13 protein-coding genes are annotated in these 13509 nt (G+C 49.8%); 4 read left to right on the plus strand and 9 right to left on the minus strand.

The annotated features are described in order from the left end of the window. Positions 1–10 precede the first annotated feature (10 nt). A complete protein-coding gene (locus tag HK11_RS09840) occupies positions 11–1417 on the minus strand; it encodes a DUF2142 domain-containing protein (protein ID WP_086555176.1) in 1407 nt (468 codons plus the stop codon). A gap of 183 nt (positions 1418–1600) precedes the next feature. Here HK11_RS09840 and HK11_RS09845 point away from each other — a divergent pair, with 183 nt between their 5' ends. Both HK11_RS09845 and HK11_RS12740 read left to right on the plus strand, forming a co-directional pair. Beyond that, positions 1601–2710, plus strand: coding sequence for an AI-2E family transporter (locus HK11_RS09845; RefSeq protein WP_086555177.1), 1110 nt, complete (start codon positions 1601–1603; stop codon positions 2708–2710). A gap of 124 nt (positions 2711–2834) precedes the next feature. Further along, the gene (locus tag HK11_RS12740; protein ID WP_086555178.1) at positions 2835–3362 is read left to right on the plus strand and encodes a potassium channel family protein; all 528 of its coding nucleotides are present in this window, start codon (positions 2835–2837) and stop codon (positions 3360–3362) included. A gap of 40 nt (positions 3363–3402) precedes the next feature. On the opposite strand, the gene uvrB is transcribed toward HK11_RS12740, so the two are convergent. Beyond that, entirely contained in the window at positions 3403–5586 is a 2184-nt protein-coding gene (uvrB, locus tag HK11_RS09855; RefSeq protein WP_086555179.1) for an excinuclease ABC subunit UvrB, read from the minus strand. A 174-nt stretch (positions 5587–5760) separates the two neighbouring features. Here uvrB and HK11_RS09860 point away from each other — a divergent pair, with 174 nt between their 5' ends. Then, entirely contained in the window at positions 5761–6363 is a 603-nt protein-coding gene (locus HK11_RS09860) for an NUDIX hydrolase (protein ID WP_086555180.1), read from the plus strand. Positions 6364–7210: 847 nt separating this feature from the next. Here HK11_RS09860 and HK11_RS09870 read toward each other — a convergent pair. From HK11_RS09870 to HK11_RS09900, 7 genes are all read right to left on the minus strand, one after another. Next, positions 7211–7699 carry a disulfide bond formation protein B gene (locus HK11_RS09870; protein WP_086555182.1) on the minus strand — a complete coding sequence of 163 codons (489 nt, stop codon included), beginning with the start codon at positions 7697–7699 and terminating at the stop codon, positions 7211–7213. A gap of 9 nt (positions 7700–7708) precedes the next feature. Beyond that, positions 7709–9055 (minus strand): trehalose-6-phosphate synthase, encoded by a 1347-nt coding sequence (locus tag HK11_RS09875; RefSeq protein ID WP_086555183.1) that lies wholly within the window; start codon positions 9053–9055, stop codon positions 7709–7711. 5 nt (positions 9056–9060) lie between these two features. Beyond that, the gene (otsB, locus tag HK11_RS09880) at positions 9061–9804 is read right to left on the minus strand and encodes a trehalose-phosphatase (protein ID WP_086555184.1); all 744 of its coding nucleotides are present in this window, start codon (positions 9802–9804) and stop codon (positions 9061–9063) included. Between the two features lie 145 nt (positions 9805–9949). Further along, positions 9950–10537 (minus strand): DUF2155 domain-containing protein, encoded by a 588-nt coding sequence (locus HK11_RS09885; protein WP_086555185.1) that lies wholly within the window; start codon positions 10535–10537, stop codon positions 9950–9952. Then, the gene (locus HK11_RS09890) at positions 10534–10755 is read right to left on the minus strand and encodes a hypothetical protein (protein ID WP_086555186.1); all 222 of its coding nucleotides are present in this window, start codon (positions 10753–10755) and stop codon (positions 10534–10536) included. Before HK11_RS09890 ends, HK11_RS09885 begins: the two co-directional genes overlap by 4 nt. Positions 10756–10793: 38 nt before the next feature. After that, positions 10794–11318, minus strand: coding sequence for an outer membrane lipid asymmetry maintenance protein MlaD (gene mlaD, locus HK11_RS09895; RefSeq protein ID WP_086555187.1), 525 nt, complete (start codon positions 11316–11318; stop codon positions 10794–10796). Between the two features lie 60 nt (positions 11319–11378). Continuing rightward, positions 11379–11747, minus strand: coding sequence for an NADH-ubiquinone oxidoreductase subunit NDUFA12 family protein (locus tag HK11_RS09900; RefSeq protein ID WP_086555188.1), 369 nt, complete (start codon positions 11745–11747; stop codon positions 11379–11381). Positions 11748–11963: 216 nt separating this feature from the next. On the opposite strand from HK11_RS09900, the gene HK11_RS09905 reads away from it, so the two are divergent. Continuing rightward, positions 11964–13469, plus strand: a complete 1506-nt coding sequence (locus tag HK11_RS09905) for a vitamin B12-dependent ribonucleotide reductase (protein WP_233133415.1) — start codon at positions 11964–11966, stop codon at positions 13467–13469. The last annotated feature ends 40 nt before the right edge of the window (positions 13470–13509 follow it).

Here is a 13509-nt window from a genome sequence, read left to right on the forward strand (position 1 = left end):
TTTAAATGCCTTACCAGTACTGAGCAATAAGCGTTTTATAAAGCGTGATACACGACGCACATATGAAAACAATAACCGTGATATTTATCAGAACATCAGAAAGAAACGAAATATTATACTCATAACGGGTAAAAGGCTTATCTGACATACTTAACAAAGCCGGCAACAAAGACAATGCCATCAGCACAGGTAAAAAATAACGCCCCTGAACCCCCTGAACCATGGGCGCCTGCACAGCTGTCCAGGTCACGTACAATGCAACGAAAATACCCAGACACACCATCGCGAGAACAACAAGCAACCCCAGGCTACGAGCGAGCCCCGAGCGGCTCAGGCCGACTGGCCACCTCAAAAAAAAGGACAACACAAACACAATACCCGACACCCAGTATGCCAGCGTATAAAAGCCCACAGGCAACAGCACATTGAGCCACCCCAGAACACCAACACTCTCACGCAGCATAATCCACCAGCGTACATGCACGGTGTGCAATACGACATGGAGTGTAAACGGGATATGATGAAGCACAAAAATCATCTGGTCAGCTGCCATCACGCCAGGCACCTGAAAATTAATGATAACGGGGCCGCTGCCAAACAATGCCCACAACGCAAAAACTATAAACCCGGTGAGTGAGGCCAGTAATGCTGACAAAAAATTCTTATGCCCTGCACATAAAAAAGGAAGACACAGAAATAAAGCATACGGCATTTTTGCTGCCGCCACACACCCTGAAACCAGCCCGGCAATAATGAGAATTTTCCCCTGACAAAGACGGGCCTGTGCAGATAACCCGCAAAAATATGACAACAGCGCAACGGCAAGAGCCATCAGCGCCAGTACCATACCATCCTGAGAGCAGGATGCCGTCAGACTCACACTCATTGGCAACGCAAGGATAAGAAGCAGCAAAACAGCCGTACAATCCTGTGCAATACATAATGCCAGTGTGCCAACTACTGTATTAACAAGAAGATTGCCCGCACGTGCCAGATAAAACATGCCCAGCATACTCGAGTGCAGCTTTTTCCCCACTAATACACCTGCAACTGCACCTGTATAAGAAACCGGGGGATAAAGCACACTGTTTGGAAAGCCTGCAAACTCAGTTGTTTTATTAAAGGGAAGCACCATAGAAGCCGCAATCTTCCCCGCCATAATCTGTGTTTTATCTGTGCCGCCGCTATCCTGAAATATGTCGATCAGCTGCCTGACAGAAACAGGCAAAACACCACCACTCTCAGACGAGGAGCGCTTCACACCAACAAGCCCTCCACCCGCAATCTGAAATGTACGCATAAAATGAGCAGGTTCATCCGCAACCTGAAAAGGGGGAGTAAGAATAATACAAAATAAACCTGCCACAAGCATATAAGCAGCATATAAAAAAGGAAGAAACCTGCGCTGCATCAGCATGAAAAATCACCTGAAAAATTCTTTTTTAAATCTTTATTATCCACAAAAAATATTCCTTCATTTTATAATTTTTCAATAATGTATTAAGATACGACCTTAAGATGATTAACGCGAAGAAATATCTTTATCTCAGTCGTCATACATTTTTTAAATACCTCTGACCTCCATTATGAGCGCCACTTAATGAGTGTTACTCCCCCCTCATCGCATCTGACCCGAGCCGTTCTGGGCGCTATGATGACATGCGTCATGATTTTATTTTCACTGTGGGTCATACGGCCATTTTTACCCGCAACAATCTGGGCCATGACAATTGGCATCACCACCTGGCCTTTATTGCTAAGCCTGCAAAAAATACTGTGGGGCAGCAGGCCTCTTGCCATCGCTGTGACTACTTTATTTGCACTTATGGTTTTTGTTTTACCTTTTTTTTTGGCAGCTCTCACTGTCATACAATACAGCAGCACTCTGATTGCTTTCGCGCATAGCACCGCCTCTTTTCGCATCCCCCCTGAGCCCGCATGGCTGACCAACATGCCTTATATCGGGCCATATACACACTCAGCATGGCACCGGATAGAAAATACCCGCCTGCCACAACTGCTAACCGGGCACCTGCCTAGCACAAATGAAATTCTTCGCTGGCTGCTCAATAACCTGGGTGGCTTTAGCATGCTCACCATTCAGTTTTTACTTATGCTGGTCATTATGGCGTTTATGCATGCAAAGGGAGAAAAGATTACGCAGGTTATGCTGGGGCTGGGTTACTCCCTGGCAGGAATAAAAGGCCAGAATATGATGCTTCAGGCCGGGCATACCATTCGTGGTGTTGCTATTGCTGTAACAATTACTGCTCTGGCTGAAACAGCCGTAGCCGGCGCCGGGCTGATTGCAACTGACGTACCAGGAGCCACGGTATTAACAGCTATTACCTTTATGGTCTGCCTGCTTCAGGCTGGTCCGGGCCTGACACTTATCCCTATTGTTATCTGGATGTTTATCGCCGGGAACCCACTGAAAGCGACCATCCTGATGGCCATAACGATAGTAACGATCGCAATTGACAACCTGCTGCGCCCCTACCTGATTCGTAAACAGGCCAGTATTCCACTCATACTCATTATGGTTGGTGTGATGGGTGGACTTACAGGCTTTGGTCTGATTGGTATTTTTATCGGCCCTGTTATTTTATCAGTAACCTATACTCTGATAAAAAGCTGGCTGGAGACTTCAGCTCCGGTTACTCCTGCATCTGATGATACACACGACACAATGGAATCAGGTTCACCATGATAAGAACAGAAACAAAACAGAAAACCAGTCTCTTTTCGGTCTCTCGTTTCTTTGTTCTGCACGCGGAGAGCAGGCCCTGCAAGGTTAATATTATATTACAGAAAAACCACAAAGATTCTTAAAAATGAGATTTCTTTATATAAAAAATGAAAAAATCTCATTATTTTCAATAATTTATATTATAATAATATCAATTCAGGCTGTATCGATATTATTATACAGCATTAATTTAATAACGAAAGAATTTTCAATATTTATAGGGATAATAACATCCCTTGCCAGCCCGATATTAAGCCTTGTTGTTGGCACAAGGCTTTTTACAAAACATAATCCACCCAAGATCGTCGCTTCATTTTTTACTTTTATAACTTATTTATTTACATGCGTTTCCTTCGCTATAATATATCTTATATTAAACGACAATATAGATCATTCTTTTGCCATTCCCTCATCGGAAACATATTTCTCTCTTCCTATTGCTCTTTATTTCAGCCTTATCACCATTACAACAACAGGATATGGAGATATATATCCTACCGCCGACCTGTCACGGCTTGTTGTCGGTTGTGAGATTTTTACAGGGCTGCTCTATCAGTTCTCAATTTTTTCTTTACTCACAACCTTTATAGCCTCATCAAAATCAAACCATTAGTCAGTGCTCTTTCTCTGCCATGACACGAGGCATAAACCTGTCACTTTCTCTTACGCCGGTTACCCGGCGCTCTGGCCGCGATTTGCGCTGATGGATCAAAAACAGGTGGTGGTGGTTCAATACCCAGCTGCAAAGCCTCCAGCCGCTTAACTTCGTCGCGCAGGCGGGCAGCAGTTTCAAACTCCAGATTAGCCGCCGCCTGACGCATCTCTTTCTCAAGCCGGGCAATCACCACACTCAGCTCCTGCCCGGTGGGCATGTGTGGTGTCATTACTTCTCCTGCCCTGGTGGTTTCTGCCTCAGCTTTTTCAAAAGCAGCTGCTACGGGCTCTCCTACGGTTTTCTGCACACTGCGGGGGGTAATGCCATGCGCTGTATTCCAGTCAATCTGCTTCTCACGCCGCCTTGCCGTCTCTTCAATCGCATAGCGCAGGGAATCAGTCATTTTATCAGCATAGAAAATAACGCGCCCGTTCACATTACGGGCTGCGCGCCCTACGGTCTGAATCAGAGATGTACGGGAGCGTAAAAAACCTTCTTTATCCGCATCAAGAATGGCGACCAGAGCACACTCGGGGATATCAAGCCCTTCACGCAGCAGGTTAATACCTATCAGCACATCAAAAGTGCCCATACGCAGGTCACGGATAATCTCAATACGCTCAAGTGTATCAATATCAGAATGCAGATACCTGACTTTGACTCCGGCCTCAGACAAATACTCGGTCAGGTCTTCTGCCATGCGCTTGGTCAGCGTCGTCACCAGAATGCGCCCGCCGGCTTCAACCGTAGTACGGCACTCGGCAAGCAGATCATCCACCTGATGCTCAACCGGACGAATATCTGTGACCGGATCAACCAGCCCTGTCGGACGAATTACCTGCTCTGCGAACACACCACCGGTACGCTCCATCTCCCACGGACCAGGTGTCGCACTGACAAAAATAGTCTGCGGCCTGAAAGTATCCCATTCAGCAAAATTCAGAGGCCGGTTATCCAGGCAGGAAGGCAGCCTGAAACCAAATTCAGCGAGTGTTGACTTACGTGCATTATCCCCTCGCTCCATACCACCAATCTGCGGCACAGTGACATGACTTTCATCAACAATCAGCAGAGCATCTTCAGGCAGATATTCAAATAACGTAGGGGGCGGATCGCCCGGCCTGCGCCCTGAAAGATAACGGGAGTAATTTTCGATACCTTTACATACGCCCGTGGTCTCAAGCATCTCAAGGTCAAAGGTTGTGCGCTGCTGCAAACGCTCAGCCTCAAGCAGCTTGCCCTGCTGGTTAAAAAGATCAAGCTGCTCACGCAGTTCATCCTTAATCCCGACCATGGCCTGCTTCAGCGTGGGTCTGGGCGTGACATAATGGCTGTTCGCGTAAATAGCGATATGTTGCAAATCAGCCGTTTTTTCGCCTGTCAGAGGATCAAATTCAGTAATACCGTCAATTTCATCTCCAAACAGCGAAATACGCCAGGCACGATCCTCGTTCTGCACAGGGAAAATATCGATCGTCTCACCACGCACACGAAAGCACCCGCGCGCGAAAGCCATATCATTACGACGATACTGCAATTCGACCAGCCGCTGTATCAGCTGCTCACGGTTCAGTTCGTCACCATTGACTACTCTGATAACCATATCCGAATATGTTTCAGGTGAGCCGATACCATAAATACACGACACCGAAGCAACGATAATAACGTCGTTACGCTCAAGCAAAGCCTGCGTCGCAGCATGGCGCATACGGTCAATCTGCTCGTTAATCTGACTATCTTTTTCAATAAATGTATCAGAGCGCGGCACATAAGCCTCAGGCTGATAATAGTCATAATAACTGACAAAATACTCGACTGCGTTATGAGGGAAAAACTGCTTCATCTCGCCATAAAGCTGAGCTGCCAGTGTTTTATTAGGAGCAAGAATAAGCGTTGGCTTTTGCGTAGCCTGAATGACCTGAGCCATACTGAAGGTTTTACCCGACCCCGTAACCCCCAGCAGAACCTGATCGCGCTCCCCCTGTTCAACGCCGGCCACAAGCTCACCGATAGCACGCGGCTGATCACCGGCAGGCTCGTATTCAGACACAACCTCCATTCTGCGCAGCTTGGGACGAGGCGACTGCTTTTCCGGCGCGAAGGTAACCGGAGGAAGAGCTGCGGCTCTCTCACTCAGAGAAGAACGCCGGGACGCTGCACGGGGAGAGGATTTTGTTGCCATGTGCCAAAGATGGCGCTTAACCAGTTGACCTGCAAGGGTGTATGAGCAGGCGTATATTTTTATGCGTTTGTCTTTACGACTATATTAATAAAAGTTAATATTAAATGATAACCAGACAATATTTCCATTCAATATGCTGATTTATAGCACCGTTTTTTAAATGTAGTGTGATTCATGAAATATCAGAGACTTTCTCCGTCATCCGCCTACAGTCAGTCGACTCGTATAACGCCAGGCGAAACCCAGACGAATACGCGCCCAAAAATAAAGACTGAAGCTCAGACAAAAGCGAAAGCTACCTCAAAAACCCATGCAGACCCGACAAAGCCACCAGTCGTGCCGCGTGCTGGCGTGATTTCTGTTGTGCGCAGACAAAACCTGTTTTTGCTTGTCCGGCGCCTGAATGCGCCTGACGCAGGGCTATGGGGCTTTCCCGGAGGAAAAGTCGAGCCGGGCGAACGTTTGTTCAGCGCAGCAGAGCGCGAGTTAAAAGAAGAAACCGGCCTGACCAGCACAGCGACCCATATCGCTGATATTATCGAAACCATACGCCATGCCGCTGACGGCACACTGCTCTTTCATTATGTGATTACGGCTATCTGCTGCATCGAGACAGGAGATGAACAAACACCCGTTGCAGCCAGCGACGATGCCATGGAAGCACGCTGGTTCTCTCTTACTGAGATTGGCCAGCTTGGCACCCAGGCAAGTTCAGGCCTGTATAATCTGGCCATACGTGTTGCTGAACAGGACAGAACAAACACTTTAATTCGCTAAGGCACTATCAAACAGGCTGAAAAAGATTTTTCAGCCTGCCAGGAGTATTAGTCAGCCGGGTATTTTACAGCCAAAAACTTTTACAAATTACTAAGCGTACTTTGCAAAAAGCAGATAAAGCAAGATTGTTATTCCAAGCCAATGTTGTTCGATTAATGAATAAAGAGGGCCTGTCACCAGGGTTAACAGCATACGGGGCAGAAAGCATGACCAGCGATGCACCAGCCCCTACCAACAATGACATGATTGCACGAAATATTAAAAAACATCACTTCTCTTTTATTTGTAGCAATAAAAACAAATGAAAAGAAAATAACACTTACAATCGCTCGGATATCAGATTGACATTACAGCAAAAGAGAATTTTATTCTTACATTCGGAATGATAGTACCTGGCGGACTGGGAATTTCATCTTTTATTATATCTTTGATTGAAGGTTTTTTCTCCAGAATATGCAAAACATGCAATGACAATAGGCATATTTACAGCATTTGGATTTGCATATTATGTGCAGAAAAACTCACGAAAAGCATTAAAAACAAAAGACAACGAAAAGAGAATTATTTTATTAAAGAAAATGAAGAAATTTATCAATTTATCAATATCTTTATATATTACAGGCTTATTATTCAACAATAATTGTTTATAATTTCCCACCACATTTTACAGAGAATCAAAGTAGTGAATTATTAGATTTTCAGGTTAGCTGTTTTATGTCGATAATATTCTGTGCTGGCAGTACTTTTTTCATCCCACTGGCTTTAATGGGACACCGTGTCAGCTGGTTGAAAAACCCGAGGTAACCACACGTCAGGCTTCCCCAACAAAGAGCCTGACGCAAATAATTTAACGAAAAACCCGCTTTTTCATCAGTTTGAGTTTTACAAATATCAGCAGAACAACAGCCGCATATCCTCCCCCCATAACACTCATAGAAACAGGCAGGTCAGGAATAAGATATGTTGGTGCATCACACGGTTTAGACGGGAAACGTGGCATCGAAGCCAGCCGCTCTGCCATTGTAGTGCCTGTCACATGCGGAGCCCGGCACGCCGGGAACGGACTTGGCCACCAGTGCCACTCTACCCCGGCGTGACAAACAGCCAGAGCGCAGGAAGCAAGCAGAACCGGAGCGGCAAGCCACAATACTACCCCTCCTGCGGCTCCAGGCAACAAAACATCAACCAGACCAATAACCAGCAGAATACGCCAGGGCCAGCGTTCAGCCAGGCAAAGCTCGCACGGCATAACTGACATCACATGCTCAACAAACCACGCCACCCCCAGCGCCATACAGGAGGCAGCGATCAGAAACAAACCTGTTCTACGTGACATCAAAACCTCTCACTCAGGCCTGTCTTTTGACAATTCCTCAAGAAAATCACGTGCCCAGCTGCTGGCAGTGACACGCCAGACGCTCTCTCTAAGCTTTTTACCGCGTGCAAGTCTTTCAGCCTTAGGCATAATCAGCGCACGATGAAGCGCATCCGAAATTTCTTCCGGATCATGCGGATTAACCAGTAAAGCATCTTCCATCTCGGCTGCAGCACCGGCAAAACGCGACAAAATTAACGAACCGGGATTATGTTCCTTCTGCGCAGCAACAAACTCTTTTGCTACCAGATTCATCCCGTCACGCAGCGGTGTCACCAATGCTGCATCTGCCAGGCGATAGAACCCCGCCAGAAGATGGCGCGGCACTGACTGTGTCAGGTAACGAATAGGCGTCCAGTCAAAATCACCATACATGCCGTTAATACGGCCTGCAGTTTCATCAAGGTCACGCTTCAGTGCTTTATAATCCGCCACATTCCCGCGAGAAACAGGCGTGATCTGCAAATACATCACCTTACCTTTATGCTCCGGGAAACGTTTAAGAAACGCCTCATATCCCAGAAAACGCTCAGGCAGACCTTTAGAATAATCAAGACGATCAACCCCGATAACCAGAGGACGACCGCGCAGACTGGCCTTCAGGCGGTGTACTTCAGCATCATGCTCACCGGCTTCAGCCTGCCGGGCAAAACTATCAGGATCAATACCAATAGGAAAAGCCTGAGCACGCGGGCCAAACCCGCACTGCATAAACCCGTCATTCATGTTGCGGGCATCATCTTCTGTCTGCAAACCGATGACATCATATGCCTGCATATTTTTCAGCAGCGAGACAGCACTCGGCAGGGACTTCATCAGGCTCCATGGCGGAAACGGAATATGCAGGAAGAAGCCAATTTTATTCTTCACACCCAAATTGCGCAGAGCCTGAGCAAAGGGAAACAGGTGATAATCATGCACCCAGATAATATCGTCAGGTCGCAGAAGGTCACTGAGCTTACGGGCATAAAATTTATTCACATCGAGATAAATTTCCCTGTCTCTGCGAATAAAATCCATCAGGCCGGCCCGATAATGACACAGAGGCCAGAGAATGCCGTTTGAATATTTCTGATAGAACCCATCAAACTCAGAGTGTGTCAGGTCAATTGTGGCATATGTTACATTCTCCACCTGTTCCTGACTTACCGTGCGGCTGTGCTTTTCTTCCTCCGCAACCTGTTTGCCAGACCAGCCAAACCAGAGCGATTCGCCACGCCGTAATGCGTCCTGCAACGCAACAGCGAGCCCTCCGGCCGGATGGTGGCGATCAGATGAAGAGGGAACTCTGTTCGAAACAACAACAAGACGCCCCATAACTCCTATCCCTCCTCTTTAACAAGGGCTGATAACCAGGCGCGTAACGCAGCAGGATTTGCAAAGTTGGTCGGAATACGCAAACCAACACCGCCCAGTCGTTTTGCAGCGGCAATACCATCCTCATCAGTTACATCATCGCCGACAAAAACCGGCTTACGCCCGGCGAACGGGAAATGTTCCATCAGAGCGGCAACAGCATAACCTTTATCAATACCGGTGGGCCTTACCTCCCACGCCATCTTGGCTGCCTGCAGGTGAAATGCTCCCTTTGCGCTCGTAAGCCAGTTTGAAGCCTCTTTCTTCAGTATGTTACCGGCTTCAGGTGCCCCACGGTAATGCAGCACAAAACCAGCCTGCTTATGCTCGAGGCGTGTGCCAGGCCAGGCATCAGTCAGCTTCTGTGCTTCTGCCAGCCACAGTGGGGGCACAACAGGCAAAGCTGCTTTCTCAATTTCTCCGCCCGGACGATGACGAATAGCTATGCCGTGTTCACCCGCAACAGCAAACGGAATATCACCAAGAAAATGATCTATCTGGTCAATAGGCCTGCCAGACACAACAGCCAGGGCATCACCACACAACGCACGCAATTTACGCAAAACCTGCGGTAATGTCTCAGGCACAATGACCGATTCAGGGGTCGGGGCAATATCAACAAGAGTTCCGTCAAAATCCAGAAGAAATGCGGCCTGACTCAGTGCAGGGATCTGAAGGGGGCTTTCGTGTTCTGAAACTGGACCACTCACGTGCTATACCTCTTTATTGCATATCGCATGTCGGCTCCACGCGACATCTGTCACACAAAACCATCTTCTCCGAGAAGATACCGACACATCCTGTCTTAAAAATGGTCTGCCTGCACAATTGTAATCACAGATGAGTGACAGACCCTTAATATTCACCACCTGTTTCCGGCCCCGCTGACGGAGAAGGAAGCGCTTCGGCAGGAGACTGCAAAGCTGAACCTGACGATGATCCGTCGAGTGTCGGTGGCGCAGCTCTCAGTGACGGAACTGCCGGCACAGGCAAAGCTGGCAGAGCCGGCGACGCGTCCTGCCCTTCACAACGCACCATACGCACGTCATAGCCAGCACTCTCAAATACACCAGCCCATGGCTCTGCCTCCAGCATCCAGCCATTAAAGACTGCACCCTCTTTGCGGGTATCATGCAGATCCAGCCATGCAGCTGAATCAGGTGACAGAGTTGGCGGCCGCTGCAGGCAGCGACGCGGCGTTATATCGAGACTTTTATAATGCCCGGTCGTGCCAACAGGCACAGTGACCAGCTCGACATGAGCATCAAGCCTGTCGAGTACCCTGACAACTGCAACTGACTTACCCTGCCACGTATCAGCGGGGTAAATCGCAGGCGGGGCCAGTGGCGTCAGCTGCGCCAGTGCAGCGGATACAGGCGCAACAGCTGTTATAAAACAACCTGCTATGAACACCGTATTTTTGTGCAATACAGAGCGCCTCATACGTCGCCTGACCTCTGAGGCGAAGTCAGTGAGGATACAAGATTTATCAGGTGCTCGCGCATAACCTGTTCTCCGACACCCATCAGAAGGGCATCATCGAAAGCATCCTGCATGACATCCCTGAGCTCTGACCAGTTCTCTTGCAAAACCCGTATCTTTTCAACACATGTTACAGGGTGTCCGTTCTCCTGCAACCAGAGCTCAGGCGCGACAGTCATTGACTCTTTTATCTCCGGCGTCATGAACTGATGAGCAGTCAGGGCGCATCAGCTCCGTTTTTATTTGCAGCATCTTTATTAGCGCGCGTCAGTGTATCGGTTACAGAAAAGATAAACTTACTCAGTAACTGTTCAAGACTGATCGCACCCTGTGTCTGGGTCAATGTGTCGCCAGGTTTCAGGTTTTTGTCATCCCCCCCCGGAGAAAGGGCAATATACTTACCACCCAGCAGGCTGTCGCTTGTGACAATCGCCCCGGTATCTGCCGATAATTTAATATCCGGCCTGACCGTAAAAGTCACTTCTGCCCTGTAGTTAGCGGGATTCACCCGCTCTGATGTAACCTGACCGACCGTGACCCCGGCCAGACGCACATCTGAACCAGGACCCAGACCGTCAATATGGTCAAAACTGGCATGCAGCACATAACCTGTACTGTCTGTACTACGCCCTTCACTGACAACAGCAACAACCAGCATGATCGCCAGAGCGAGCAAAACGATTACACCGGTCAGAAGTTCTGCCGCACTGCGCCGCCCCTGCACTTTTACTACCGAAGCCATGACTACTCCGCACTCCCTGTCTGTCTTATCTGAACTCTCTAACAGAGAGTGCCTGTCAGATCACGTCTCTGGTGACCAGGCGTCATATTCTCCCGTACCCGGCGGGGTTACCCCTGTCTTATACGGGCTGCCCGGCGGACGATAGGCCTCTGCTGTGCCCGTCAGATTCGGCTCATGCGGCAACTGCCAGGGCTTACGCTCAGCCTGAGGAATCGGCGCATCAAAGGTATGATGCAGCCAGCCCCACCATTCTGCCGGCACGGCTGAAGGATCTTCCCCCTTAAGGTAGATCACCCAGCGCTCAACACGGTCGGTGCCACCACCGCGCCGCGCCGGGCCAGTCGATTCGTAATAACAGCGCCCATGGTCATCTTTGCCAACCAGGCGTCCTTTGCGGCGTGTGTAAAGCCGTGTTCCAAGATTTGCCATGTCTGAACTTTAATGCGCTCACGGGGGGAAGGTCTACTCTCTTTTAACTTTTATTCTCATCACCATCTGCTGAGCTGAAAAAAGTTATCCCCCATATCCTCGTAATACCCGATATTATGGGGACAGAATCTGCCTCCTGACGGGTTTCACTGCCCCATACAGGGGGCGTAAACTTAACCTATGACAAGAGCCAGACATCACTGGAATGGTGTTCTCATGAACACACACCAGACCGCAGCTGACCCGGATGCCCCTCTCCGCTCCGTTACGCTGCCCGCAGAATGGGACACCGATGCCGCCGCTGCTCTGGCACAGCTTGTGCCTGGACGCGGAGCCGTCAACATTTCAGCTGCAGCATCATGCTGGGTTGAGGCGCTGACTCATGATGAAGCAACGGCCCGCTCTCTCACCTGGCTCTTACTTATGAGGCAGGCTGCCCCCACTGAAAGCCTGTGGTCATGCAGCTTTGACCGTTCTCCCGGTTTTGTTGTCAATCTCGCAGCTTTTGTCACACCAGGCGAAGGGTTTGCATCAGAAACATTCGTAGCGGCACTGCGTCTGCTCTGCTCAATTCTGCGCGAAACCACACGCTCAAAAGCAGAACTGCGTAATGGTGAGCTGCCCCTGCCTGAGATGTTCCCCGCTCATCGCCAGAGCGAAGAAAAAGAAACTCTGCCGGAGGCTCCTGCCACAGCAGGCACAATCCTCCTGACCAACCTGGACGCCTGCCTGGCCGGAGTCGGTCTTGGTTATGACAGTGAGGACGGACGTGCAGCCGCCTGTGCCATTGCCGCCCTGGCTACACTGACAACCCATTGTGGCTGTGGCCCCGACTCCCTGCCTCTGCCGCCGGTACGTACTGTTTTACCTGGCCTTGACCAGAGCCTGCGCGCAGTCTGGAATGAGGCAGCAACAGAAACAGAAACTCCTCTGCTCCCTGTCGAGACAGGTTTTTCTGCCCCAGGCCCGGTTGATGGCCTGCTCGGCGCTGAAGCCTGCGGTCTGGCGCCGGTCTTTTCACTGCTGCGCCCCAGCGGACAACTGGCAAAAAGCACGCTCGACCGCCTGCGTGCACGCAATTTCACAGCCGAAACGGCTCTGGCTGCGGCTCTGGCAGGCGAGGAAGTTCTGCCCCTGCCCGCGGCCTCTGCCCATATGGCGATGTATCGCGCCCTGACCGGCTTTGTAGACCATATGCCTGCACGCCCCGACCCGGAAGCCCCGCCTCTTAACCGCCATCTTGAGCGCGGTATGAGACGGGCTCTGCCTCACCGTCATGGTGGATTCGTACAAAAAACCACGATTGGCGGACACCGGCTGTTTTTACGCACCGGAGAATATGATGACGGCACCCTGGGTGAGTTGTCCCTGACCCCCACCCGCGAAAGTGCTATGGCAAAAGGTCTGATGGAAAGCTTTGGTGAAGCTGTCAGCATTGGCCTGCAATATGGTGCCCCGCTTGAGGAATATATCAACAGCTTTGCCTATTCCTGCTTCGGACCGGCCGGTACAGTTGAGGGTGACCCTGTGGCAGAATATGCAACGTCAATGCTCGATTATGCTTTTCGTGCCCTGTCAGATGCTTACCTGGGCAAACGTATGCCCGACAGCCCGCCTGATGCCCATGAAACTGACCCTGATCCGCTTCTTCCCCTTGATTTTGCCGACGATGACGGCAACCCTCCACCACACCGACGGGGGCTTCGCCTCGTCGTAAGCTGACGCACACCGCACTTCCTTTTCCGCGTCAGCCACCTGAACG

Source organism: Acetobacter sp. DmW_043 (assembly GCF_002153485.1).
Classification (GTDB): domain Bacteria; phylum Pseudomonadota; class Alphaproteobacteria; order Acetobacterales; family Acetobacteraceae; genus Acetobacter; species Acetobacter thailandicus.